The 25,690-nt window shown below is 64.6% G+C and carries 16 protein-coding genes; 8 read left to right on the forward strand and 8 right to left on the reverse strand.

The genetic code is table 11. The features are described 5' to 3' along the window. Nucleotides 1–61: 61 nt before the first annotated feature. The 4 genes from ACOCG7_RS07240 to ACOCG7_RS07255 all read right to left on the reverse strand — a co-directional run bounded on the left by ACOCG7_RS07240 (nucleotide 62) and on the right by ACOCG7_RS07255 (nucleotide 7,411). Nucleotides 62–1,159 (reverse strand): hypothetical protein, encoded by a 1,098-nt coding sequence (locus ACOCG7_RS07240; protein WP_421377434.1) that lies wholly within the window; start codon nucleotides 1,157–1,159, stop codon nucleotides 62–64. Between the two features lie 46 nt (nucleotides 1,160–1,205). Continuing rightward, nucleotides 1,206–4,532: a bifunctional diguanylate cyclase/phosphodiesterase gene (locus tag ACOCG7_RS07245; protein ID WP_421377436.1), complete on the reverse strand. Its 3,327-nt coding sequence runs from the start codon at nucleotides 4,530–4,532 to the stop codon at nucleotides 1,206–1,208. A gap of 428 nt (nucleotides 4,533–4,960) precedes the next feature. Then, complete coding sequence (locus ACOCG7_RS07250) at nucleotides 4,961–6,097, reverse strand: porin (protein ID WP_310133165.1); 1,137 nt, start codon at nucleotides 6,095–6,097, stop codon at nucleotides 4,961–4,963. Nucleotides 6,098–6,799: 702 nt separating this feature from the next. Beyond that, nucleotides 6,800–7,411, reverse strand: a complete 612-nt coding sequence (locus ACOCG7_RS07255; protein ID WP_421377439.1) for a helix-turn-helix domain-containing protein — start codon at nucleotides 7,409–7,411, stop codon at nucleotides 6,800–6,802. 379 nt (nucleotides 7,412–7,790) lie between these two features. Here ACOCG7_RS07255 and ACOCG7_RS07260 point away from each other — a divergent pair, with 379 nt between their 5' ends. From ACOCG7_RS07260 to ACOCG7_RS07280, 5 genes are all read left to right on the forward strand, one after another. After that, a complete protein-coding gene (locus ACOCG7_RS07260) occupies nucleotides 7,791–9,281 on the forward strand; it encodes an insecticidal delta-endotoxin Cry8Ea1 family protein (RefSeq protein ID WP_073428319.1) in 1,491 nt (496 codons plus the stop codon). Nucleotides 9,282–9,318: 37 nt separating this feature from the next. Then, the gene (locus tag ACOCG7_RS07265) at nucleotides 9,319–9,996 is read left to right on the forward strand and encodes an enterotoxin A family protein (protein ID WP_421377441.1); all 678 of its coding nucleotides are present in this window, start codon (nucleotides 9,319–9,321) and stop codon (nucleotides 9,994–9,996) included. 215 nt (nucleotides 9,997–10,211) lie between these two features. Next, the gene (locus ACOCG7_RS07270) at nucleotides 10,212–13,175 is read left to right on the forward strand and encodes a hypothetical protein (protein ID WP_421377443.1); all 2,964 of its coding nucleotides are present in this window, start codon (nucleotides 10,212–10,214) and stop codon (nucleotides 13,173–13,175) included. A 213-nt stretch (nucleotides 13,176–13,388) separates the two neighbouring features. Then, nucleotides 13,389–14,126, forward strand: coding sequence for a phage tail tip lysozyme (locus tag ACOCG7_RS07275; protein ID WP_421377445.1), 738 nt, complete (start codon nucleotides 13,389–13,391; stop codon nucleotides 14,124–14,126). 67 nt (nucleotides 14,127–14,193) lie between these two features. Continuing rightward, nucleotides 14,194–14,643, forward strand: coding sequence for a hypothetical protein (locus ACOCG7_RS07280; protein WP_421377447.1), 450 nt, complete (start codon nucleotides 14,194–14,196; stop codon nucleotides 14,641–14,643). 94 nt (nucleotides 14,644–14,737) lie between these two features. Here ACOCG7_RS07280 and ACOCG7_RS07285 read toward each other — a convergent pair whose 3' ends face one another. Then, nucleotides 14,738–16,213, reverse strand: a complete 1,476-nt coding sequence (locus ACOCG7_RS07285; RefSeq protein WP_421377449.1) for a helix-turn-helix transcriptional regulator — start codon at nucleotides 16,211–16,213, stop codon at nucleotides 14,738–14,740. 382 nt (nucleotides 16,214–16,595) lie between these two features. On the opposite strand from ACOCG7_RS07285, the gene ACOCG7_RS07290 reads away from it, so the two are divergent. Next, nucleotides 16,596–18,785 (forward strand): ATP-binding protein, encoded by a 2,190-nt coding sequence (locus tag ACOCG7_RS07290; protein ID WP_421377451.1) that lies wholly within the window; start codon nucleotides 16,596–16,598, stop codon nucleotides 18,783–18,785. A 21-nt stretch (nucleotides 18,786–18,806) separates the two neighbouring features. On the opposite strand, the gene ACOCG7_RS07295 is transcribed toward ACOCG7_RS07290, so the two are convergent. Further along, nucleotides 18,807–21,929: an LOG family protein gene (locus ACOCG7_RS07295; protein WP_421377453.1), complete on the reverse strand. Its 3,123-nt coding sequence runs from the start codon at nucleotides 21,927–21,929 to the stop codon at nucleotides 18,807–18,809. A gap of 58 nt (nucleotides 21,930–21,987) precedes the next feature. Then, nucleotides 21,988–22,410 carry an HrpB1 family type III secretion system apparatus protein gene (locus tag ACOCG7_RS07300; protein ID WP_208645269.1) on the reverse strand — a complete coding sequence of 141 codons (423 nt, stop codon included), beginning with the start codon at nucleotides 22,408–22,410 and terminating at the stop codon, nucleotides 21,988–21,990. A gap of 301 nt (nucleotides 22,411–22,711) precedes the next feature. Between ACOCG7_RS07300 and ACOCG7_RS07305 the strand changes: the two genes are divergently transcribed. Next, nucleotides 22,712–23,314, forward strand: a complete 603-nt coding sequence (locus tag ACOCG7_RS07305) for a hypothetical protein (protein ID WP_421377455.1) — start codon at nucleotides 22,712–22,714, stop codon at nucleotides 23,312–23,314. A gap of 260 nt (nucleotides 23,315–23,574) precedes the next feature. Next, entirely contained in the window at nucleotides 23,575–24,783 is a 1,209-nt protein-coding gene (locus ACOCG7_RS07310) for a cytochrome P450 (RefSeq protein ID WP_421377457.1), read from the forward strand. Between the two features lie 48 nt (nucleotides 24,784–24,831). Here the strand turns inward: ACOCG7_RS07310 and ACOCG7_RS07315 are convergent, their stop codons facing one another. Further along, a complete protein-coding gene (locus ACOCG7_RS07315; protein ID WP_421377459.1) occupies nucleotides 24,832–25,620 on the reverse strand; it encodes a CHAP domain-containing protein in 789 nt (262 codons plus the stop codon). Nucleotides 25,621–25,690: the final 70 nt, after the last annotated feature.

The raw sequence follows: 25,690 nt of genomic DNA on the forward strand, positions 1-25,690 counted from the left end.
CATTGGATCGATCGCCCGTGTCGTCGTGACACGGGCGATCGCATGCCCGCAGCGCAAGCTGTCATGCGCGTCTTGCGACATCCGAAGCGCGTGCTGGGCGCGCAAGATGCGTCGGGGTGACGGCACAGTAGGCGGGGTTGGCTTGCGCGCCTGGCGTGACTGCACAGTAGGCGGGCTTCGCTTCCGCGCCTGGCGTGATCGCACAGTAAGCAGGCTTCGCTTCCGCACCCGGCGTGACCGCGCAGTAAGCAGGCTTTGCTTCCGCGCCTGGCGTGATCGCGCAGTACGCAGGCTTCGCTTCTGCGCCTGGCGTGATTGCGCAGTACGCAGGTTTCGCTTCCGCGCCTGGCGTGACCGCACAATACGCAGGTTTGGCTTCTGCGCCAGGCGTGATTGCGCAGTACGCAGGTTTGGCCTCCGCACCAGGCGTGATTGCGCAGTACGCAGGTTTGGCTTCCGCACTAGGCGTGACCGCACAGTACGCAGGTTTGGCTTCCGCACCCGGCGTGATTGCGCAGTACGCAGGTTTGGCTTCCGCACTAGGCGTGACCGCACAGTACGCAGGTTTGGCTTCTGCGCTAGGCGTGACCGCACAGTACGCAGGTTTGGCTTCTGCACCCGGCGTGACTGCACAGTAGGCAGGCTTCGCTTCTGCGCCTGGCGTGACCGCACAGTAAGCAGGTTTGGCTTCCGCCCCCGGCGTGACCGCACAGTAAGCAGGCTTCGCTTCCGCCCCCGGCGTGACCGCACAATAAGCAGGCGCTTGCACCGCCAGCGCCGTGCCGAACTCGCGCGCCATCAGTTCGCTCGTCGCCCCCGCCAGTTCCAGCAGATGCGCTTCATCCTCCGCGCCATCGATGCCCACATAAGGATTGTGGTGCAGCACATAGCCAAACAGACGCTCGCAATCGGCGGCATAGCGCCGCGTGTCGAGAATGTGCGCGTGCCAGAACTGATCCACCTCCTCGCCCGGCACGACCGCGACGCTCGGGTATTTCGCCGACAGCTTCAGAAATTGCCGATAGCCCTGCTCGGCTCGCATCAGCGTCGCGAGCGTCCAGCCGCTCTCCTTCCGGTGCAGCAGCTTTGCCTTCATCTGGTCAAACTGGAGTTCGTCGATGGCCTGCCAGGTCCCCTCTACATCTCTTTCTTGTTGCATGGTGATGCTCCTTTCACATGTGATGGGCGCGCCCGAGGTGTCAGCCTCACGCACGCACGACTTGCGGGCTCTGCTCTTCGGCAAGACCGCGCTCCGGCCGGCGACGCAGAAACGACGTCATGTCGCCGGCAGGAAGAGGTTGGCTGTAGAAGTACCCCTGGACTTCATCGCAGCCTTCATTACGCAGAAAATCGATGTGCGCCTGAGTTTCGGCGCCTTCGGCGACCACCTCCAGGCCGAGGCTGTGACCGAGCGCAATGACGGCGCTGGCGATCTGCGCGTCGCTCTCACTGTCGGGCACGTCGCGAATGAACGAACGATCGATCTTGATCAGGTCGATCGGGAAGTGGTTCAGATACGCGAGCGACGAATAGCCGGTGCCGAAATCGTCGATCGACAGACGCACGCCGGTCCGCTTCAAGCTCGCGAGCCACGCGGCCGCCTGTTCGGGATGGCGCATGACCATGCTCTCGGTCAGTTCCAGTTCCAGCATGTCGCCGGGCAACTGCGCCTGCGCGAGCGCGTCGACGATGTCGTGGTGCAGATGCGGGTCGGCGAATTGCCGCGCCGACAGATTGACGGACACGCGCAGCGGTCCCAGCCCACGATCGAGCCATTCGGCGTTCTGCCGGCACGCCTCGCGCAGCACCCACGCGCCGATCTGCACGATCGCCCCGGTTTCCTCGGCTAGCGGAATGAAATCCAATGGCATCACCAGTCCGAGTGTCGGGTGACGCCAGCGGATCAGCGCCTCGACCCCGGTACAGCGATCCGATTGCAGCGACACGCGCGGCTGGTAGTACAGAACGAACTCGTCGTTGTCGACCGCGTGCCGCAAATGCGACTCCATGTCGATGCGACGCTGCAAGGTCGCGCTCATCTCACTGACGTAGAGCTGATACGTGTTCTTGCCCCGTTGCTTGGCGCCGTACATGGCGATATCGGCATGCTTGAGCAAGGTCTGGGCATCGTCGCCGTCGCCGGGGAAAGAACTGATGCCGATACTGGCGGTAACCTGCATTTGCCTTCCGCTCACGACGAACGGTTCGGAAAGCGCGCCCTGGATCGCCTCGACCGACCACTTCACGTCGTCCTGCGCGTCCCCTTGCCCCGCGACGAGCACGATGAATTCGTCGCCGCCCAGACGGGCGATCATTCCGGTCTGCGCGACCTGCTGGCGCAGCCGGTCGGCCACCGCGCGCAGCAACTGGTCGCCGGCGTTGTGCCCGAGCGAGTCGTTGACGTCCTTGAACTGATCCAGATCGATGAACAGAACATGGAGCGCGGTGTTCTCGATGTGCGCGGTCAGGAGCGCTTCTTCCAGCCGGTCCCTGAACATCAGCCGATTCGGCAGACCGGTCAGCGCATCGTGATTCGCGATGAAGCGCAGATTCTCCTCGGCTTGCCGCCGCAACAGAAAGTGACTCGCCTGGATCGCGATGGAGCGCGCCATCGCCAGCGCCTGGGGCTCTGTCTGACGCCTGTCCCGTGCGTAGAATTCCGCCATGCCGAGCGTCGTGGAACCGGCACGCAGCGGAAAGGCGAACACCGTGGTAATGCCCGCCGCGCTGAGCCATTCGGCGTGCGCGAGCCGTGCCACGGCGCTCTTTCCGGCGCTCCAGCAAGGCTCCGGGGAAACCTCCGCGGCCGCCGCCGATGCGCTGTTCGAGCGCGACAGCAACCAGGCCTCGAGTTCGGGTACCCGCGCGCGGTAAATGGCGTAAAGCGATTGCCGCTGACCGGGTTCCGTGGGCCAGAACGCGCCCGCGTCCCAACCCATGCCGTCCGCCAGCACGTCCACCAGTTGCCGGAAAACATCGAACTCGCTCGTCGCGGTCGCGAGTTGCAGCGTGATCGCATGCTCCTGCTGCTGCGCGCGCTCCGCCGACTTGCGCTGCGTGATTTCCAGCGCGGTGCCGCGCAGCGCTCGCTGCTCCGGCGGTCCATATGCGTGGCCGATCAGATGCAGCCAGCCTCTTCGACCGCGCGCGGACCGGTAACGGCATTCGAACTGGAACGGCGTGCCCGCGCGAAGCGTTCTCTTGCCGTGCGCCACCAACGCCGCGCGATCCTCCCGTTCGATCACGTTCATCAGCGCCGCCAGCGGCAGCGTGCCGCTGCGCGCGCCGATGAGGCGGGCCATCTCGTTCGACAGGCGGACCGTCTCACCATCGGAACTGATGCGCCAGTCACCCAGGTGCGCAATGCGCTGCGCCTCGGCACGCGCGATTTCGCTGTCCCGCAGCGTATGCGTGATCCGTTCGGCCAATTTGACGGCGCGCACGCGCGAACTCGACAGCGCATACCCCAGCCCGCCCAGCAACACACTGATGACCACGCCGGCGACCGTCGCGAACATCGGCAGACGGCGTTGCGAGCCGCTCAGCGTTGCCGGATCGGCGGCGAACTCGATCAGCCAGCGCCGGCCGCCGAACGGTTGCACGAGACTTCTCGTGAAGTGCCGCGCGTCGTGCGCCGACGTGCCGAATTCATCGCCGGACGACAACGACGGGTGCGCCGCGGACACGCCCGCACCGGATGTCGGGTTACGCCTGACCGCGTCGCGCGCCATGTCGCCGATGCCCGCGACGCTGTCGAACAGCATCGTGGAGGGCGACGGCGGCACCGCCGGCGTATCGAACGCGCCGGCGTCGTAGATGCGAAAGCGGATCACGCGCAGTGTTTCCTCGCTGAGCAGACCCGCCATCAGGTCCTTGACACGGATGCCCGCGCCGACCGAGCCGATATACGCGCGACGCCGCGCACCCACGGCATCGTGCGGCATGCCCTTGCGGTAGACCGGCAGGCGCAATGCGATGCCGATATGCGGATTGTTGCCCTCGGCGAGAATCAGGCGCCCGCTGCTGACCGGTTGCCCTGTGTCGCGCGATCGTTCGAGCGCAGCCAGTCGCCGGGACGGCACACCGAGATCGATGCCGAGCGACGGCACATTCGGTTCCAGCGGTTCGACATAGGACAGCACGAAATAAGCGGGACGCGCGCCGGGCGGTCGAATCGCGAAGTCGATGCCGGCTTTTTGCAGAACCGGGTCGCTGCGCTGCGTGGCGACGAACTGCTCCACGTCCGCGCCGCGGATATACGGCGCATAGTTCAGCGTCTGAAAACCGGGGTAACGCTCCGGCAGGTTCAGGCCGTTCACGAAGTCGCGAAACTCGCTGCGCGATACATCGTCGCCCGCACTGAACAGCGCCTGCATCGTCACCAGTACGTCGGAATACAGCCGGATACGCGTGTCGATACGCTGTTCGACATCGCGGGTGTCGTTGTCGAAACGAAGTCTCGCCTCGCTCTGGATCAGGTCCGCGCTGACCGTATGCACCACGGCCGTTACCGCGAGCCCTAGCAGCAGCATGGCGACGGCCAGGCCGATTGCGTAACCACGATGAGCCGGGCGTAGCAATCGCCCCCACGTCTCGCGCACATCCGCCCCCCGGAGTAACCCGCACACACGACACGAACCCGTCCGACAGGCTCGCCGCTATTGATTCATTACCGCCCGGTCAATTAACGCACGCCAATCGTGCAGTTGGCATTGAATAGCGCAAGCGCGCCCGTTATTGCGGATTAAAACAATGCTGGTCTAATTCGGCCATATTGGTAAATTCGACCGAATAGCTTGGAAAGCTCACTTGAGTCATTCCGGTTCAAGTCTACGTAGCTTAGACGAAAGCCGTTTTTTGGCTAGTTATCACGAACCCTTATTCATATATCACGCGAAAAATACCTCATCCATTTCGGCATCGCCCCGATCAAGCAGCGGTAATACATTCCGATATCGCGCTAAAACGAATGTCGCAGGCCGAGCGATACGATCATCTGGGTATTGCTGCTCGAAGGAGACAGCAAAAACATTTCGGCCGTCACACCGGAACTGGCACGCAAATAGACGGCGTTGAGATACACGTCGGTGCGAGTGGACAGGAAATAATCCGCGCCGAGCCCGATCTGATTCCAATGGTCGTTATCGAGCTTCGAATACGCATAACTGGCGGCCACGAAAAAGGCGGGGCTGACCTTGTACTGGGTGTTGCCTTCCGCGGTGCGCAGGACGCTGGATCGACCGTTGTTCTGGAAGTCCACCAGCGTGAACACGCCTTGCATCAGCACGGGGCCGAGCTGATAGCCCGCCGCCGCGCCCGCCACGACGAGTTTGTCGAAGACCACCGGCCTCGCCAGGGTGCCCAATGCCCCCGAGCCGGATAAGGGCGTGCCGAGTACCGGCGTGCCGATGCCAAAGACCGCCTGGTAATTGCGAATGGCGGTGTAGGCGGCCGCGAGGCGCAGCGGGCCTTGCGTGTACCCGGCGCCGAAACCCATCGCGCTGTTGCGCGCGAAGTCCCCCGCCTGGCCGCCGAACGCATACAGCGCGCCGAATTGCAGGCCGGCCAGGGTCGGCGTCACGTACTTGACCGAATTGTTGATGCGCTCGCCGCCCAGCCTGTCGTAATCGCCGAGATGGAACGCAAAAACGCTGGGAATCGTCGAGCCGGCGGAAAACGACGACAGGTTCGTCGTCATGAAATCGTACTGACGGCCCAGCGAAATCGTGCCCAGCCGGTCGCTGGCGAGACCGACGAACGCTTGCCGGCCGAATTCCAGTCCGCCCTGACCCAGCGTGCCGTTGTTGATGCCGAAACCGTTTTCGAGCCGGAAGATCGCGCGGTATCCGCCGCCGAGGTCCTCCGTGCCGCGAAAACCCCAGCGGTCATTGCGACCGACGCCGCTGAACTGCGCCCACGCGTGGCCGCCCCGAACGTTGGTCGTATAGGTGAGCGCGTCGTCCACGATGCCATAAAGCTGCACGCTGCTTTGCGCACGAACTTCATTGGCGGATAAAGCCAAACCCGCCAGCATCGCGCCTATCACCGAATACGACGTGAATTGCCTGATTCGGTGCCGCCCGATATCGGGGTCCACAAAATACTGTGTGAGTTCTTGTTTGCGTCGTTTTAAACGATTCATTACAGCGCCCCCCCTGAGTGAACCTGTTTTATGCCGGACATTCGCAAACGGACGTTTTCGGACTGACGCACTGACATTGGGAATTACAGAACCGTGCCCGAGCGAATGGCAACGATCGATACAGCAAAAGAATAATGGCTTTCCAAAAAAGGTGGCGCTTTATATTTCGATGTGATCGATACGCCGCGGTTGCCCATTCCCCAGCGCCGGCTAGTTACCTGCTCCAGCCGGGAATATTCATCCGGCATTTATGCGGATTAACCTCTCACGCTATGTCCGGGCTGCCGGTTGCGTTGAAGGCATTGCCGAAACAGTCCCGGCTTATGGTCGATCTTCGGGCGCCACACTGGCACATATGAACAGCTTTCGCTAAATCTTTACCTTAAACGTTAGCGGTGAGCACCCAGTCACACGATACGATCGCTCGTGTCACTCACCTTGGTGGCCCCTAACCGGCGGGGTGCCGTTGCACAGTTTTGTCGATGCCTGCCGCAGGGCATGAAGAAACACCGAGAAGCGGATGAGCGATCATTTACTGTTTCCCGGCTTAGTGCGGTCAATCTCGGACATGTCTTGCGCAGGTTACTGTAAGGCAGTGCGGCAATCGGCGGTGAAACAGCACGACAACCGGCACGACGACCGGCACCACGGTTCGTGCTACGTCGAGCGAGGCAATTTCTTCACAAGCACGCAAAGCGCGATGATGAATTCGTCCCGATCTTGAGGATTTATTTTCCTCAGTTCGCGCAGCAGTTCCTGCTCCGCCGGGGCAAGTTGTTGTTCGAATTCTTGCCCCGTCAGCAGGTACCCTACGTTCACGCCTTCCGCGGCAAGCTTCAACAGGTAGAGCAGACCGGGCTCGCGAGCACCCTTCTCATAGTTCGACTGAGTCTTTTCTGTCACGCCGCCCTTGATCGCGAATGCCTTCTGCGAATCATGCAATTCGTTTCGCACCCGACGCAGGCGCGCCCTGAACTCCTCCCGTTTCTTCTTCATTCCAAACTCATCAAATTCGCGAATCTTATGTGCCCCGGTCACGGAATACAGCCATGACATTTGGGCAAAGAAAAATGGTACACCGTGCAGCCGAATAGCTATCCGGGAACCTGAACATTTGAATATGGAACTGCCGAAATTAAAGCCCGTACGTACAGAAATCGACTGTTCTATAAGCACGCGGCGACATGCGAGAGGAAGCGCATTGCGCTCGAATCGCGTCTCAATTCCATTGAGCAGGTTCCCTTGAATAAGGCGCGGAAATGAATGCACCCACATCTCCTACACGGAGAAAGATCTTTTTATATGGTGTGCAAGAACGTGAACAAGTGGTGACTGACTGGACTATGTTCACCGAGGACAACGCGCGCGGGACACCTGTACGTCTTTTGACGCAGACCACTACCCAAACGGACGGATTACGCACAGCGTCGGGACCGCATCGCAAGTTGCGCTGCTAATTTGAATCTCAACACGACTTGCACCTTGACTTGCACCTTTTACGCACGAGTTTCACTGTGCCGCATCGCGCGGATGAACTAAGGCGACCTTGCTCCCAGAGCGATATGAAGCGATTGCATCGCGCAGCTTGTCCGCCGGTGAAAGTGGAGAGCGAGTCGATCGTGATGGCTTTTTTAAAGGAGAAGCAAAGATGACTACACGGCGCACCATGATCCGTGCTATCCCGGCCGCTGGTATCGCGCTCGGCGCCCCATCATTCGTTCTGGCCGCTTCGGCTAACCCGTCCAGGAGCGATGTGGCCGCGCCGTACTACGACCCGCTCCAGATGTTCAAAACGGTTTTAACCGTCGGACTCGCCCAGATTCCGGAGGTCGGCTGGCTTGTCTCAGCCGCTGTTAAATTGCTCTGGCCGTCCGACAAGGAGGACGTCTGGCCGCAGGTACGCAAACAGGTAGAGGAACTGGTGGACCGGAAGATCGACGATGCGGTATTCAGCTTGCTGAGGGCGAGGCTCAACGGATTAGGCGGAGTGACGAAGCTCTATTTGCGGGCAATTGCAACGCGAGACAACGAGGCGATCCGGAGCCAGTTCCTGGCAAGCAATACGGAGTTTGTCGCCGCGGCGGCGGAATTCCGGAACCCCGATTACGAATGGGTGCTGGCTCCTCTATTCGGGATGTTCTCAACGATGCATATGATGCTTCTGCGCGACTGCGTGTTGAACGGAAAGAACTGGGGGTGGTCACGTGCCACCTATGACGACATCGTCAGGCAATCCGGCGACCGTCTCGCCTCGTACACGAAGTACCTGGACCAAGTGAGCGCTGATGAAAAATCCCGCTACGACAAGACTGCGCCCCCGGGGCCGGGCGGTCATCAAACGGCCCTCCATGATCATTATCAGCCGTTCCATCTGAAAGAGACATTGCTCGTGGACGACTTCCGCACTCTCCTGACCTATCTCGACCCTGTCGGGTACCCGCACAAAGTGCCGGATATCCCATTCAAGGACGTATACAGTGCGGCCTACGGCACGGCCGACGACTGGGACCCAGTGTGCGCGTCTCTTTCGAGCAATGGCGTTGCCCCACAATACTCGCGCCCTCTCAAGTCGTTCTCAAGCATCTATATAGAGTATTTCAATTTCACCCCACGCGTCGTCGACGTTCAGTATCCAACCGGGAAAGGACCTGAGCGACGGGCGGACGGGCGCCGCATTGATCGCTATGGAATCATTTCGTATGAAAAGGGCGGCGTTGAGAAGAAGACGATAACGATTCCGCCCCCCGCTGACAGTAAAAGATTCAATGTCGCAAAGGCCCGCGTGACAGGTGACAGTATTCCGAGCGGCGTTTCACTCGTACTCGATGACGGCAGCGAGCTACAGCTTTGGTATAGAAGCAGTACAGGAGTGAAAGAGGTCAGCGTGCCGGGACGCATGCTGAGCACCCTGAACATGTGGACGAGGAGCAGGTTTTACGACTTCGATCTCGGGTGCATTATCTTCGGCTTCAGCGTTGACACCGAGTTCGTTCCGGTAATACTTCGGGAGATCTTTTATATCGGCGCAATCGACCAGCCCAATCTCGGTGCGGCCTTCCTTCCGCGCAACGTGTCGCGTGGTTTGCAGCGTCGTCGGGAGGCTTTCTGGCGCGACGTCATGAGCCGCGTGAGCGCTTGAGTGACGCACGGCATCTCAACTTTACGAGGATATTGAAATGGAGAAAACCAGATTGACCGTTGTCAATGCAGGCCCCAACTGGATGTTCAGGGTCGACACACGTGAACCGGATGCTATTTTCAAGAATGGCTTTACCGCTTTCGGCCAGAACGACAACCTTCGAGATCACGCGAGAGGAACAAGTTGCACACAGAGAGATGCCAATAGTAATTTCATTTCGACGAGTTCGGACCCGGAGTACGCCGGCAATTATGCGCGCCGATTGATCACTCGGCATGGGCCTCCGATTTACGTCTACAAGATCCGTCCAACAGAAAACTTTTACAACATGGAACGATCGTTGGTGGCGATAGGTTACGAGGCCGGCATTCCCGATGCACGGAAGCAGTCCGAGTGGGTGGCAGTCAACAAGATAGAGGGAAGCCAGATCCAGGCGGTGAGAGTCTACCGTTCGGAACAAACGCCCCCATTTCAACTCAATCCGCGCTATGAGGAAAGGCGACCTGATGCCAATCCCGGCGTCTATAAGCAGCGCACGTCGCCCGCACCCGGGAACAACCGGTGGCTGGTTTCGCAAGACCCGCTCGTGACCGCGTCCTTGAGCGCAACCATGCACTGTTACAAGGACATGGCGTCGGCGGAAGTGGCGGATCCGTTTGCATGCCGGTTCATAGAAGAACTGATACCCGAACCGAACACGGTAGGCGAGCAATGAGTGCTGCAACGCTTGCTTTCCCGCGAGGACCGGCTTCTTCGCGAGCGAAACACCGCCGCTGCCCCTGTCGCGGCCCCCCTCCCCGCGTCCGTTCGCCTGCTCGCACGACGCTTCGCGACCGGCCTTCCGCGTTTCTCGCAACCGGCTACCTTCGGTCACGCTGGCCGAGTCCGCGCGCCGCGCGGGAGCGCGAACAGCAACCAGGGGAGGACACTATGCGACTGATCGGCCGCCTGCTCGGGCACCCGCAACCATTCGACGCGCAGAGCGCCGGTGGCACGCGGCACGAACCCACGCATGCTCCCGTGGGCAGGCCGCTCGCGCGAGCCGAGACATCGAGCGCGCTCGAGTTCCTCCGCAGCGAGGGCCGACACACCGCGGCAAGCACCAGGCACGCCGATCGGACGAACCGGACGAATTTTCGCAGCACCATCGCACCGCTCGTCGAGGCGGAATTCGGTGGCGATCCGTGCGCCGATGGCGACTTTGCGGAAGGCGGCGCGCTCCACGACGCGCAGCGCGCACGCAATAAGATCGTTTCGCTGTTCCCCAACACGTCGGAAGCGGAATCGAACGAGACGACGCTGTTAGCGCAGCGCCTGATGCAATTCAAGGGCGGCAGCGCATCGCGCTACGGCAATGCGATGACCCTCGCCTATGTGCTCAGGCAAGCGACCGGCGGCGATGCGTCCCGCGCGCTGGCGGTCGTCAACGCGTGGAGAGGCGACACCGCGCCCACCGGCGGGCAATTGGGCGCCGACATGCTGGCGACCCAGTGCGCGCTCAGCCAGTCCGACCAGGGCTGGCAACTGCTGCTCGAAAAGCCGGACATGTTGGCGGCGATGAGTCCCGCCGGCCACTTCGCCCGACTCGAAACTGAAACGGCGCGCGCGGACGCACGTCTAGCGTTCCGGGCGAGCGACCATCTGCTCAGGAACTACGTCGACGGACTGGGCCTGCCGAGGCCCGCCACGCTCGACGAATCCATCGGACTTGCCCGCCACATCGCCGGCCAGGCAAGCGCGCCGGAGCAACTAGCCGCACTCACGGGCATTCCGGCGAACGTGTTCAGATATCACCGGATCGCGGCGGACGCGCTGCTCGGCGCCGTCTCGCCGGACCCGACACTGAGCCAGTGCGAGGCGATCGTGTTCCTGCGAGGCGGCACGATCGACCCCGACCATGTCACGGAAACGTCCACGCGCTTTAACCGGATCGTGGGCGCGAGCGGCCATCGCGGGTCGTTCCTGAAACGCATGCGCTCGTCGGACGATCTGTCCGCGCTCGACGAGCCGCAGATCCTCAAACTGCTCGTCTTGAACATCGTCGGCAACGTCTGCACCGACCTCGAACCGCTCGTGACGGAGCCGCATGGCGGCACGCCCGCCAATGCGCCGGTCGGCAGCGCCGCGCTTGCAGAACAGCCTGAAACGCGGGTGCAAGATGCAGCCCGCCTGGCCACGCTGATGGTGATGGGCGATCGCATTGCCCGCAAGGGATGGCGCGACGAGATGCCGATCGGCACGCTCGCGCGGCGCAAGATCAGGGAACAAACGGCGCGCCTGCTCGGCGTGAAGGAAAAGGAACTGGCGAAGGATGCCACCTGGGCCGACTTCTCCGCACGATTGCAGCAACTCGACCTCGCCATGCTGCGGGAATGGGCAACGGATGCGCAGCCCGGCTTCGAAGGTTCCGCGCTGGAAAATCGCCTGAACCTGCTGAGCGACATCGACCACGGCGTCGCGCCTCGCATCGCGGGACTCAAGGAACTCGTGACTATCGTGGAAGAAGGAGCGAGCATCGATGTCAGATCGTCAAGAGTCAAAGGCTTCAACACCACGCTCTGGTTCAGCGGGGCACTCGCGCTGACGGGCGTGATCAGCCATGCGATTCCCGCCGTCATGGCCTTGCCGACGCGCGCCCATACCAGGGGCCGGGGCGGACGCATCGCGATGAACGGCAGCGAGGGGCCCGACGGCGCTTGCCTCGAAATCCACGCCGGCACGTTCGAACGCGACACGCGCATTCGCCAGCGCGGCGTGGTCCTGATGTCGAACATTCCGATCGCCTTTGCATGGCTGATCCGCGAATGGGGCACGCATGAAGTCAATCAAACCTTCAGAGGGCCGGTCATCCGCATCGAGGTCAAGGCGCCCGATGGACTCGACAAATGCAAGGAGATCGCCGCCGGACTCTTCGACGGATTGTCGGATACCCGCACCGGCGCGACGCAAGGACTCTGGAATCGATGGGTGAAGGCGGCTGCGAAGCACCCTTCCGTCTCGGTTCGATACGACGAAGGTCACACCAGTGCGCCGACCGACGTCAAGCAGCACACGGCGCTCGCCGGCGCCACCATGCCCTTCCTTCACCTGCCGCAACTGACGTTGCCGTTGGCCTCGATCCAGTTCGGTCCGTGGCTCGCGGGCGCCGTGCAGCGACATCGCTCGGTCATGCACGGCGGCGAGGTTCACGTCAATTCGGCCGGCACGACACTGGTCGACGGCGCATACGAGCATGTCACCAAGGTGCCGGCCGGACTGGCTTATCCGCCGCCGTCGGTCGTCTTGCCGACGGTCGCGGGCGTGAATCTGGCGGGCGGGCACGGAGCGATGTTCACGGCCCTCAACAGCAAACGCACGACGAACGTGATCATGCTGAAGAACGGCAGCATCCATATTCCCGCGCCGGACGTCAGCGGCTCCACGCCGACACGGCAATGGACCACGGACATCGAGACCTGCCGCGAGTGGCTGGCGAACCGCGACGGCGCATCGACGCCGGCGCCGCCCGCCGGTCTGACGGAAACATCGCCCGACATGCTCGCGTCGGCGCGTGCGGCGCGTGGGCAGCAGGAAATGGTCGTGCGGCAGTACATGAAACCGCAGGCCACGAAGCGGCTCGAAGAACTTCAAACGCTCGCGGCCCATATCGCCGCGAGCACCGGTGACGAGCAGGAAGTGGGCGAAATCGGCGACAACATCGGCCAGCTCCTGATGGACGAAGGAAACTGGGAGGCGCCCGAAGTGCTGGCGCAGCAGAGGGAGCATTCGCAAAAGACCTCGGGGCCTCTGCCGTGGGGCTATCAGTGGCAAATCCTGGAGGAAAGCACGGTTCTGTCGGCGCAACCGCTCGGGCGGAGCGCGTCCGCCCCATCGAACTTTCCGGCAACGCGCTGACGGCGCGAGGCGCGCTCGAAGACGGCGAAGCGTCATCGGAGATGCGCCTCCGCGCGTCGTTTCGCGCCGCCGGCTTCAACTTCCGAAACGCCGAGGCCAAGCGCAACGCGGCTGTGAGAATGGGCGTGGCGGCGTGCGTTGCGCATATCGAACGTCAGACTGGCCGCTCTGCGTGCAAACGAATTCCCACGGACCTAACCGCGCGAGACAACCATGATCGAATCCGCCCAGTTACAGCGCGTAGACGAACTTCTGCATCAGCTTGGAACCGGCGGTCCCGGCGCGAGCAGCGAGAACGATCAGAGCATCCTTCTGCAGATCCAGCAGATCCTTTCGGGGCTGTTCGACAACAGTAACGGCCCGTCATTCCAGATGCCGTCGATGCCCTCCTTTTCCGCGGCGCCCGCGCGGGCGAGCTACGCGTCCACCTCGTCGGCCTCACCCGCCTCGTACTCGGGCGCGGTTCCGGCCGGCGACGGCTCGGGCCAGGGGACGCCCGCGAGCACGGCCGAGGGCAAAGAGACGGCGGAGCATTTCATGACGAACCTGCAACGGGACTTCGGCCTGACGAGAAATCAGGCGGCGGGAATCGTCGCCAACCTGTGGCACGAAAGCGGCGGCATGAACACCGGCATCAATCAGGGCGGCGCGGTCGGCGCACCCAATTCCAACCTGCAATCCGGCTATGGCGTCGCGCAATGGACCGGCTCGCGCAAGCAGGATTACCTCGACTACTGCTCGCAACATAAGCTGGACCCATCCAGCGAACAGGCGAACTACGGTTTCCTCAAGCATGAACTCGAAACCTCGCAATCGGGCGCGATCGACGCGGTCAAGCAGACGCAGACCGCGCAGGACGCGACCGTCGTGTTCTGCAATACGTTCGAACGTCCCGGCGATCCGCAGATGTCGAGCCGCCTCGCGGATCTTCAGTACGTGCTGTCCGCGTGATGGCGGACAGCGGACGCGCGTGTGTCCCGCCATGCCGGGTTGATACAACCAGCCGGGGATTGCCTCGATGAGTTCAGACAAGTTGCCGCCGGTCGGCGGCGGAGAAGCGCCGGCTCAGCCTGATTTCGAAGGCTCCGATGAAAGAACGCAGCCCTTGAGGAGGATCGATCCGCACGCGCGGCAGGTATCGGGCCCGCTTGCCGGCCTGCCCCAGGGACGGCAGGCGGCGCGTGAATCGCAAGCATCCCCGGAGGAGGCTTCAAGCGTGGACCCGTACCGCGAGGCTGCGGATATGTATCACGATCGGTTCACCGCGCAACTCCAGAAGCAGCGTCTGCACGAGGCGCAGCACGGCCGCGAACCTGCACCGGCGACGCCGAGGCAACTTGCCGACGCGTACTTCATGATGCGCCAGGGTCATTCACTGGAACAGGCCGCGCGGGCCTTCGGCATCGAAAGCCCCGCCGATATCGAGGACTTGCGCGAGTTCGCCGAAAAGAACCTGCCGCGCGCCTAGCACCGGCGCGCATCGCGCTCCGAACCGCCCATGCGCGCCACAGAAGCGGACACCGGCATCGCAACCGGATGCGGCGTCCGCCCGCGCCGGCACGCTATCGCTCCAGCGTCTCCGAAGGCACTTCGTGAAACTGCTTGCGATATCCGCTCACCAGCGTCGAGCGGTTCTGCACGCCCCACTTGTTCGCCGTCAGCAACACGGTGCGATCGCCGGAGAACGAGTCGTCCAGCAGATCGGCGCGAATCCGCTCCATGCGCAGCCGACGGATCAGCTCCGAGGGCGACAGTCCGAGTGAATGCTTGAACGCGCTTTGCAACGCACGTTCGGTCACGCCGACCTCGGCCGCCACCTCGCGCACCGACAGGTCGCGCCGGTCGAGATTTTCCTGCAAATAGCGATACGCGCGCCGATAACGTGCGGGCAAGCGCGCCGCGACGTCGTCGAGTTGCGGCGCCTGGCGCGCGGCCCGCCCGCTGTACGAGGTCAGCACCTGCGAGTCGTCGCGCAGACACTGGGTGGCGATCAGGGCGTAGCGTCCGAAGAAGACCATCCCTTCACGGCTGCGGCCGAGCGCCTGATGCGTCTTGGCGACGCAATACAGATACTCGAGCTGACGGTGTCCGGTCGATGCCGCATGGTCGGTGCGATGCAGCGGCTCGAGCAGCGACTCCGCGAGCTGCGGCGCGTCGCACGCTAGCGCGGCGAGCACGACTTCGAGCCGCGTCGTGCGCAAATAGTCGCCGAGGCCATGCTGCTGCGCCCAGTTCAGATGCGCGGTGATGCGATCCATCGCGCCGCGCTCGCCGCTCGCGAGCGCGCGCAACTGGCGCAGATAACCGATCCGCTCGCAGAGCAGCGGGGTGCGAACGCTCAATGCGCCCACTTCGTGCAGATCGGCTTCGTCGCTTGCCGTGCCGACCGTGCCGACCGCGCCGACACTGCGCAGCCCCTGCCCGCCGAGCCCCGATTGCCAGTATACGTGATCGTTCAGTTGCGCCGCGCCGCGCAGTTCGCGCTGCACGGCGACGTCGAAGCGCAAGGTGGCGACGATGTCGCGCCAGCTATCCGAGCCGTGTTCGGATGCCGCGGCGGCGAGTTCGTCGAGCGCATCGGTGGCGTCGCGCGAGCGGCCGAGTTCGTGCAACGTGCCGGTAATCGCGAGGCGGGCTTCGAGCTGCCGCGACACCTCGACATCGGGCTCGTCGATCAAGCGTGCAAAGCATGACAACGCCGTGGCAAGCCGATGGCGAAACAGCGCCTGCCAGCCGGCATTGCGGCACGACGCCGCGCGGATTGCCTGGCGCGGCGAGCGGATCGCCTTCTGCGCGCGCCGATACTGTTCTTCGGCTTCGTCACAAATACCGAGGGTCATCTGCATGTCGGCATGAAGCTGCAGCAGTCCGGGCGAGCCCGCGGCGGCGCCCGCGCCGTTGCGCGCGAGATCCGACCAGCGGGCCGCCTGCGCGCCCGCCGCCTGGACATTGCCTTCACGAACCTTGTTGATGAAACCGTCCGGTAAATCTTGCACGGACAACGACGCCGCGAGTGGAAAATAAAGCGTCAGGAACATTGCGCTACTCCTCGTTGACACGCGCACGGCTGTCACCGCCGCCGGCACGCACGCTCTTGGCGAACACGATGGTTGGGAATGTCGCCATCGTTCGCACCGCTCAATCTATCCGCGTATGCGAAAGAACATCTTCAATAAATCTGAGCTTTTCGGCGGATTTGAGAACTGTTGAGATTTCCGGGGCATGTCGAACCGAATGGCCCCTCCGCGACGCATGCGGCGACCCTGCGCGGAGCGGGCCTGTTCCGTGTAACCTTTCGCTTGGCACCCAGGCACACCCAGGCACACCCAGGCGCACCCAACCGCGGCACCCGACCGCGCGCAACCGCTGCATGCCGGCATGCCGGGAAAACCGGCTCGCCGGATTCGCTGGAGATTCAGGATGTCGTCACCACGACCGGGTGAAATGGTCATTGCGTTCAGTCGCTACACGCTCACGCAGAATCCGCCGCGTCTCGTCGCCGACGACTCGCCGGTCGAACTCGGCGCGCGCGCGCTCGAATTGCTGCTGGCGCTCGTGGAGGCCGGCGGCCGGCCGGTGGCGCGAGCCGAACTGTGCCGCCGGGGCTGGCCCGATCTGGCGGTCGACGCGAACACGGTTCAGGCGCAGATTTCCACGCTGCGACGCGCGCTCGGCGACGATCGCGACCTGATCGTCACCGTGCCGGGCTTCGGCTATCGCTTCGCCGCCGAAGTCCACACGGGCAGCGCGCCCCGGCCATCGGAGGCCACCGGCCCGGCGTTGCAGCCGCCGACCGAACCGCCCATTCACATTCCGCCGCGCACCGCGCAGACGTCGCCGCGCACGATGCGCTTGCGCACGCCGCTGCATCTCACGCCGTTTATCGGCCGCCATGCGGAGTTGTCGGAAGTGCTCGGCCTCGCTTCGATCGCGCGCGTCATCACTCTGGTCGGCGCGACTGGAACCGGCAAGTCGCGCATTGCGCACGAGGCCGCTCGCCGGCTTGCCGCGCAATTCCCCGACGGCGTGGTGCCGGTGTCGCTCGCGGCGCAAACGCCGCGTGAGGGTTTCGCGGACGCCTTCGCGCTCGCGCTGAACCTTGCGCCGCCGCTCGCGCGCGCTTCCTTCGCGCGTCTGCTGGACGGCGTGCGCACGCGGCGCGTGCTGTTCGTCGTCGATTGCGGGGAGACGGACGGCGAGCCCGCGGCCCGCATGATCGCCGCCTTGCTCGCGGAGGCGCCCGAGATGCGCGCGATCGTCACCGCCGCCGCGCCGCTCGGTCTCGACGGCGAAGAAGTGGTGACGCTCTACCCGTTGCGCACGCCTGACGACACGCAGGTCAGCACCGCGCTCGCCGCGGAGTACGACGCGCTGCGGCTGCTGTTCGCACGGCTCGGCACGCTGTTCGCGCGGCGGGCGCGGCTGCGCGAAAAACCGCGCGCGCTTGCGCGTTGGACCGGAAGCGCGGCCCTTCTCGCCGCACTCGATGCCGGCGAGATCAGCCAGGACGTGATCGATGCCGCCGTTCGCATCGCGCAGCAGTTGGACGGCGTGCCGCTCGCGCTCGAACTCGCCGCCGCGTCGATCGACGACAGCATGAACGCGGGCGAGACGCTCGATACCGCGATGACCGGCTACGCACGCCGCCTTGCCAGCTTGATCGACGCGCGCATCGACGCGCCGGGCGTGCCGCGGTCCCTCTCGGCGCCGGTGCCGGTGGCGCTCGATCTGCATATCGCGCGGCTCGACCCTTTCGCGCGCAAGCACTTCCTGCTGCTCAGCCTGTTCGCGGGCGAGTTTCCGCGTTGCGCGGCGATCGGCCTGCTGACGGCCTGCGAGCCGCCGATGTCCGCCAGCGAAGGCGGCGGCGTGCGCGGCGAGGCGCTGGCCGACCGCCGTCTCGACCAGCTTGTCGAAGCCGGCCTGATCGAGGAGATCGACAGCGACGGGCAATGGATGCTGCAGATGCGCCGGCCGATCCGCGAACTCGCGCGCGACATGCTCACCGACAGCGGCGAATTCGATCGCGCGGCGCTCGCTCATGCGGGCGGCTTGCCGATACGCATCGCGGCGCACCGCAAGCGCGGCGAGCACAAGACGATCGACGTGCTCGATCTCAGCGATCTCGACGATCTGCGCGCCGCGCTCGCGTGGGCGGTGAAGGCCGGGCGTTTCGAACTCGCGGTCACGCTGCTCGAATGCTCCGCGCCGCTGTGGCGCCTGCTCTCGCTCGTGCACGAACATCTGCGGCGCGCGCGCGCCGTGCTTGCCCAGTTGACGGCGAGCGCGACGCCGCGCCGGCGCGACGAGATGCGTCTGCATGCGGTCATCGCAGAGGCGCTGCCGCTCGTTGAGACGCCCGCCGACCAGGTGATCGCCGCATGGAACGAGGTCTATCAACTGGCCAACGCCTGTGCGGACAGCGCGTTTCGCGAGCGGGCGATCATCGCTCTGATCGCGTGCTGCAACGAGGCGGGCGATGCGGGCCGCGCCGCGGAACTGAAGGCCGTGCATGAAGGGATGATCCACGCGGGCAGTGCGCCGCCGACGTATCGCCCCGATGAAGCGGCCGACGCGCCGGGCGTCGCGGGCAAGGCAACGGAGCGGTGAACGCCCGGCGCGCGGGCGGCACTATGCCTGCGGCGTCGAGCCGATCCCATACAGCGTTCGGATACGCATGAATTCATCGCCGAACGTCCGATCGAAGTCGTCGCGGCCCGCCTGCACCACGTGCACGTTCAGCGCCTTGAGCCTGCTCGCGCCTGCTTCGATGCGGCGTTGGCGGTCGAGCGCCGGATCGCCGGCGCCGAAGTATTCCAGATAACCGTCGCAGAGCCGCTTGCCGTCCGGCATCAGCGAGTTGACCAGGATCATCGGTTTGTCGCGCATCGGCTGCACGCCGGCTGCCTTCAAGGCGAGCGCGAAGCCGATTTCCTCGGCCGTGCCGACGCCGCCCGCGAGAAAGACCGCCATGTCCGCCTCGAACAGCTGATGCATCCGCGTGATGATGTCCGGGCTGACGTGGCCGACGTCGAGCGCGGCGGGCAGTTCGCTGGTCGTCGTTTCCTTGCCGATGACCATCGTCGTGCTGATGCCGGCCACCTTGCCGCCGGTGCGGCTCGACGCGGCATGGCGCTGATAGTGTTGATAGAACTCGCCCATCAGACCTTTGGCGCCGCCGCCATAGATCGCATCGTCGCCGCGTCCGGCGATCCAGCGCGCCACCGATGTCGTCTCGGCCACGAGCGAAGGCTCGACCGCCTTGCCCGACGCCAGCACCACCACCGCGGGACGCCGCGCCGCGCGGCCCGCATCCAGTTCGAGGCGCACGTCGAACTGGTTGGGCGGGGCCGCCGCGCCGTCTTGCGGGACCTCGATCCGCTCATACTGCGCCCAGTGCCGTTCGAGTTCGGCGGTCGCCTGACTTTCCTCGTCGTAACGCCGCGACAGCGTCAGCGGGTTTTCGCTCAACCCGTAGTGATGCTGGGTCCTGACGAGTTCCTGCAGGATGGCGAGATGCGGATCGCCTTCATTGACGAGCACACGCACGTTCTTGTAGTCGGGATGCAGGCTCGTCAGCACGAGCGCCGAAAAGTATTCGTAAAGGACGGTAGCCTGCGCGCCGAGCGTGCCGGGCACGGCATCGAACACCACGGCATCGGCGTGCTGCACGCGCTCTCCGATCGCATACGGATCGAACGCTCGCGCAGCCGATGCCTGGCCGATGACAACAGGCGGCGCGTGCTCGCCTGCCGGATCGGGCCGCGTCGCGTTCGCCGGCGCGAGCGCGCGGATACGCTCCTGCCATGCGGCGCCACGCGTGCTGCCCGGCTGACCGATCAAGGACACGCGATAATCCGGCACGCGCGATCTGCGCGCCGCGTTCTCGAACGTGACGCCGTCCGCGCGCATGGCGTCGATCGCTTTCACCCACGGCAGCGACGCGGTGTAGGCGCCTTCGTGTGACCGGTCCATCAGTTCCTGCACGGAGCGCGACTCCGGGTTGATGGCCGCGGCGGGCACGAACCACGCCTCGCTGTCGGCGGCATTGACGGCGCCCGCCGGCGGACGACGGAACTCGAAGGTGGTGGCGCCGGAAAAATTGCGCACGTCCGCGGCGCCCGTCGAAAGATCCATGTCGACGAGGCTCGCGACGCACACGCTCACCACGCTTGGTTCGAGCCGCTCGCCGGTGGCGGCCGCGCGCCGCTCGTAGGCTTGCATGAAGTGTTCGAGAAGCTGCGTGGTGCCGCCCGCCGTATTGATCCACCAGGTCGTCTCGACGCCGGGCACGGCCTGAATCGCCGGGTCCTGTCCGCCGACCCGGCGCTGAACTTCCGCGAGCGCCTCCTCCTTGATGTGCGCCGGGAAATACGGCTCCAGCAGCGGCCAGTCGGGAAATTCGAGTCCGCGATCGTCGGCGATGAAGTGCAGCCTGTCGCCGCGCTCCGCATCGACGCCGAACGATGCCAGCCGCTGCAGCAACGCTTCGCGCGAGATCGTCGGATGCTCGCCGTCGAGCACGCGCCGGATCACCCGCACGAACGATTCCGCCTTGCCGGAATTTTCCACGCCGGCGTCGGGCCGCAAGCCGCGCACGTTCGCGACGTAGCTGCCGTGACGCTCCTCGGGTTCTCCAAGATCGTCGATCAGCTCGATCAGCGAACTGATCCTGAGCGTGGCGCTGCCGAAACCGGAGCGCCAATGCTCGATCTTCAGCTGCTTGGTGGTGCCGACGAAGAGTTGCGCCACATTGCGCGTGGCGGTGTCGGACGCAGGTAACGCCGGTGTCGCCGGTGTCGTGCCCAAGGCCGTCGGGCCACGGCGGGTCAGTGCGCCGGTGCGGGCGACGTCGTCGAGCGAGTCGACGATCTGCACGGTCGTCGCGGCGTGCGGCACGCCCGGCCGCTGCCCTTGCCGCAAGGTACTGTCGAGCGCCTTCCGGTAGTGTTCCTTCTCGTCCACACCGCGCGGCGCGGCGCCGAACATGCCCCGCAGCAACGGCCGGTAGAAACCGAAATTGGCGACCACCAGCGCCCGTTCGCGCGGCTGTCCGACCGCACTCGCCGCCGCGCGCGCGGAACGCAGAAAGTCGATTGCCTCGATGAACTGGTACGGCGCGTGGAAATCGCCGCGTGTCAGCACGATCGCATCGGCGGCGTCGAATTGATCGAGGCGCCGCGGATCATCCGGCTTGCGCCCGCGAAAGCCGCTCACCACGACCTGCCTGTCGGCGAAGCGGCGTTTGACGTCGAGCGCCGCCGCAGTCGTATCGCCCGACAGTTCGCTCCAGCCGGTATGGATGCGGTCGGTTCGCCCCGCGCCAGCGTACGCGCGATGCACGTATTCGTGTGCGTTCTGCGTGATGAAATTGCCGGTCTTCATCCGCGAAAGCAGATCGACGAGCCATTCGTCGCCGGGCCCGGTTACCGGCTTGTCGTTGCTGCTTTCGTCGACGAGAATCCGCAGCATGTCCTTCGCGCGCCGGATGCGCCCTTCGGTCTGCGCGTTGCGGATCGCGCGATCGTCGTGCGCGTGAGATACCCCGGCGTCGCGCAACACGATCTCGCTGCCCGGCTCCGCCATCGGTACCGACTCCGCCGCACTGGCGCGCGATGGCGGCAGACCGTCCAGCTGCGGCGACCCAGGCGGGCGCCGCGATGCGGGCGGCGGCCCCGCAGGCCGCGCTCCAGGGTCGTGCTCCGGCCACGGCCGCGGTTCGCCCGCGCCGCCGCTGCTGATTTTGTCGTCCAACGGGAAGTCCTTTCGAGAATGATGGATGCCGCGCGTCGCGCGGGAATGCTCACGCGTCTTAGCTGTACTCGTTGCCGAGCGCCTCCGCGATGCGCGCGGGCACCGCGTCGCCCTCGACGCCCATGAACTTCGCGGCGATCGCGAGCGCGGTGGGGTCGCCGCTGTGCAGGATGGCGCCCACGCAGCGGCGCCAGTCGCGATCGCCCAGCATGTAAAGACACCAGCCCTGCAGCGCGATGACGACGGGCGAACCCTGCCCCTGCTCGTCGAGTTGCCGCAACAGGCGCAACGCATCCATCCAGCGCTGCGAGTTGACGAGCAGACGCACTTCGCAGATATCGACGACGGACGGATTGGGATGCAGCAGCCGCAGCACGAGCAACAGCTCTTCGAGTTCGGCATGCGCGCCGAGCCGCAAGCCGACCGAAAACACCGACAGCAGCACACCCAGCACCGACAAACTGCATTGATCGTTTTTCATTGCATGTACCTGCGCAAACGAAAAGGCATCGGGAAACACGCAGCATTGTCGATGCGTACCCTTCGCCATGACCGCGAGCACACGAAGCGCGGCACAAGATCGCGAAGCGCATCCGCCGCCTCGAAGCGCCGCGCGCGGCGACGCGCCGCGAAGTCGCCAACGTTTCGTGCGCTCACACGCCGCTTCGCATTCGCCGACGCGGGCGCATCCGCTTCCCCTAGCCTGTGTCTGTTGAAGTCGGCGCGTTCTGCCGCCTCATCAGTTTTCGATTACCCGCATGATCAACCTTGTGAGAGGAACCATGACCTTCAACACAGTCCAGCCGTCGTTCCAGACGCAGACGCTCGAATACTCGCCCAACACCCAGTCGTACGGCGGCGCGGATCCGAGCCGGATCAACGCTGACATCCAGCAGCTTCTCAACGACCTCGGCGCATTCAGCCAGATGCCCGGCTCGTCGGGCCAGTTTCCGGGCTCGGGTCAATTCCCCGGCACGGGCCAGGTGCCGGGCTACCCCGGCCAGTCGACGAGCGGCAACCCGCCGCTGCGCTCCGTCAAGCTCACGTCGCGCTCCGGCGGCGAAGTCGATCTGCTCGCGGACCCGTCGGGCAACCTGTACGACAAGAAGGGCAAGTCGGTGGGTTCGATCGGCGCCGACGGCAGCGTCAGCTTCACGCCCGATGGCGAGAAGGAGGTCCAGACGCTGGCGACCAACAACCACCTCGATTTCGGTATGTTGATTCGCGGCGACTTCGTGAAGCCCGACGAGCAGTCCAACGGCAACGTCAAGTTCTCGGCCGAGGATGTCAACATCGGCGCCGGCGACCTGAACCTCAGCGGCAACACGACGACGACTCCGCAGGTGCAGCCGCTCATGCAACAGCCCGGCACGATCACGATCTGACGCGCGCCGATTCGTGTGGGGTTCGCGTGAGGTTCGCATGGGGTTCGCGCCGATTTCCGCGGCATTCGCGCGCGCGAGTTGCGCCTGATCGGCGCGCGGGTCGCGGATGATCGCGCGCCGGCTGCGCACGAACTGCGCATGATCGACACGCTGGCTGCACACCGGTTGCGCATGACTGGCGTGCCAGTCGCGCGCGAGTTGCGCACCATCGGCGCCGTCTCGCGGGCACGCCCGCGCCTTCCCCTCAGCCGAAGCCGGCCATGACCGTCACGTTTGCCGACCCGGACTTTTACAGCGCCCTGCCCTCGATCATCGGCACGGGCTCCGCCGATCCGTACCCGGTCTATGCCTGGCTGCGCGCGAACCGGCCGCTGTGCCGCGACGCGAGCGGCGTATGGCTCGCTTCGTCGCACGCGCTCGTCACGCGCATTCTCGAGGACGCGCGCTTCTCCGCGCGCATGCCGCCTTCGGCCACGCCATTCGACGACGCGCTCGGCTACACCGACATGATCGTGTTCCAGAACGGCGCGGAACACGACCGCTTGCGGCGGTTCCTCGCGCCGCTCTTTTCGCGCAAGGCGCTGGCGGCGCTGCAAGCGTTCATCGACGACGAAATCGCGCGGCTCGTCGAGCGCCTGCGCGACACGCCGCGCTTCGATCTCGTGGCCGACATCGCGAGCGTGCTGCCGGTGCGCACGATCTGCCGGCTGCTAGGCTTTCCGGACGCGCGCGGCGCGCGCTACCTCGAAGCGTCGACCGGTGCATGGCAACTGATCAGCGGCGCGCCGCTCGCGCCCGCCGAACGCATGAGCGCGATCACGCAGACCGAAGCCTTTCTCGCGCAAGTCGAATCGTTCATCGCCGGCATCGATCCCGACGCGATGCCGGATCATGCGGCGTCGCGCTTTCTGCATCTCGAACGGGAAGGCGGAATCGGGCGCCGCGAGATGCTCGTCAACATCCTGTTTCTCTTCATTGCCGGTTACGGCACGACGTTGCTGTCGATCGGCAACGGGCTCGCCGCGCTGCTGCGCGCGCCGCGGGCATGGCAGGCGCTGCGGGCTGATCCGGCGCTCGTGCCGCAAGCGGTGCGCGAACTGTATCGCCACGACGCAGCCGTGCAGGCGGTGTTCCGTTATGCGTGGGAAGACGTCGAGATCGACGGCCAGCGGATTCGGCGAGGCGAACTGGTGGTGCCGCTGCTCGGCGCGGCGAACCGTGATCCGGCCGCGTTCGATGCGCCCGACGAGATCCGCTTCGAACGCGAAGCCGGGCGTTCGCTGACATTCGGCGCGGGTCCGCATAGCTGCATGGGACTCGCGCTCGCGCGCATGCAGCTCGAATCGCTGCTGCGCTCGCTGCTAGCTCACATGCCCGATCTGCGGCTCGCGCCCGGTCCGCAGGTACGGCAGCAGCACGGTTCATTTCATGGTTATGACCGGCTGGTGCTGGAGCGCGCCGGCGGTTAACACAAAAAACACAAACACAAAAAACACAAACGCAAACATCGGCGTCGCTCAATCGGAGAGGAATTTCACGTTGCCGGTATTGCCGGTGTAGGTGTCGTAGGACACGACCTGCGGGCCGCTGCCGCCCTGCGTGTTGTTCGAGCCGATCAGCGTGATCTTGCCGTGGTCGTTGCTCGCGACGATCTCGACGTGTTCGTCCGCGCCGACGATGCAGACATCGCCGGGCTTTGCTTCGCTGCGGCTCACGTTGTGCCAGCCATCGCGCTTGAGTTCGCTGTCGAGGGTCGACACGAGGTTGGTGTGCTGCGATTGCGGTATATCGCCGGCTTTCACCAGACAGGCCGACACGAAGTTCGCGCAGCACACCGTCGTGTCGACGCCCTTCTCCATCGGCACGCCCTGGTTCTGCATGATGCTCGCCGCCGACTTGTGCAACTGGGTCTGCGCCACACCCGCCGCGTTGCCGTTGCCTGCGGGCGCGACGTTGGCATCGCCGCGCTGGACCGCGCCCTCCGAGCCGCTGGAACCGCCGCTGGAACCATTCGATCCGCGGTAGCTGGCTTGCGTGATACCGCCGCCGCTGGGCATTTGCGGCGGGCTGTACGAATCCGTTGGCGACGACGCACTCGTCAGCGCGAGCAGAAATTGCAGGAACAGTTGCTCCATTTGCGGATCGCCCATGCCCCCGCTATTGCCCGCCGCGTTCCAGTTTCCCGCCGGCAGATTCGAGAACGCGTCGCGCAGGTTCAAGGGCTTTCCGAACGAACCCGAAGAATAGGACGTACCCAACAGACCCTGCGTCGGAAAAGACTGCGCCGGAAATGCGGTATAGGACATCACGACTCCTTTGGCATGGCGAAGCCACTCGCGCGAATCGCACCGAAGACCGCTCGCCCGATGCGGCATG

Origin of the sequence: Paraburkholderia sp. DD10 (assembly GCF_049177125.1) — a bacterium.
Classification (GTDB): Bacteria; Pseudomonadota; Gammaproteobacteria; order Burkholderiales; family Burkholderiaceae; genus Paraburkholderia; species Paraburkholderia terricola.

What these genes read in the sequence shown, in the direction of transcription:
- ACOCG7_RS07240 (WP_421377434.1), bottom strand. Translation starts at nt 1,159, where the DNA reads ATGCAACAAGAAAGAGATGTAGAGGGGACCTGGCAGGCCATCGACGAA.
- ACOCG7_RS07245 (WP_421377436.1), bottom strand. Translation starts at nt 4,532, where the DNA reads ATGCTGCTGCTAGGGCTCGCGGTAACGGCCGTGGTGCATACGGTCAGC.
- ACOCG7_RS07260 (WP_073428319.1), top strand. Translation starts at nt 7,791, where the DNA reads ATGACTACACGGCGCACCATGATCCGTGCTATCCCGGCCGCTGGTATC.
- ACOCG7_RS07265 (WP_421377441.1), top strand. Translation starts at nt 9,319, where the DNA reads ATGGAGAAAACCAGATTGACCGTTGTCAATGCAGGCCCCAACTGGATG.
- ACOCG7_RS07270 (WP_421377443.1), top strand. Translation starts at nt 10,212, where the DNA reads ATGCGACTGATCGGCCGCCTGCTCGGGCACCCGCAACCATTCGACGCG.
- ACOCG7_RS07275 (WP_421377445.1), top strand. Translation starts at nt 13,389, where the DNA reads ATGATCGAATCCGCCCAGTTACAGCGCGTAGACGAACTTCTGCATCAG.
- ACOCG7_RS07280 (WP_421377447.1), top strand. Translation starts at nt 14,194, where the DNA reads ATGAGTTCAGACAAGTTGCCGCCGGTCGGCGGCGGAGAAGCGCCGGCT.
- ACOCG7_RS07285 (WP_421377449.1), bottom strand. Translation starts at nt 16,213, where the DNA reads ATGTTCCTGACGCTTTATTTTCCACTCGCGGCGTCGTTGTCCGTGCAA.
- ACOCG7_RS07290 (WP_421377451.1), top strand. Translation starts at nt 16,596, where the DNA reads ATGTCGTCACCACGACCGGGTGAAATGGTCATTGCGTTCAGTCGCTAC.
- ACOCG7_RS07300 (WP_208645269.1), bottom strand. Translation starts at nt 22,410, where the DNA reads ATGAAAAACGATCAATGCAGTTTGTCGGTGCTGGGTGTGCTGCTGTCG.
- ACOCG7_RS07305 (WP_421377455.1), top strand. Translation starts at nt 22,712, where the DNA reads ATGACCTTCAACACAGTCCAGCCGTCGTTCCAGACGCAGACGCTCGAA.
- ACOCG7_RS07310 (WP_421377457.1), top strand. Translation starts at nt 23,575, where the DNA reads ATGACCGTCACGTTTGCCGACCCGGACTTTTACAGCGCCCTGCCCTCG.
- ACOCG7_RS07315 (WP_421377459.1), bottom strand. Translation starts at nt 25,620, where the DNA reads ATGTCCTATACCGCATTTCCGGCGCAGTCTTTTCCGACGCAGGGTCTG.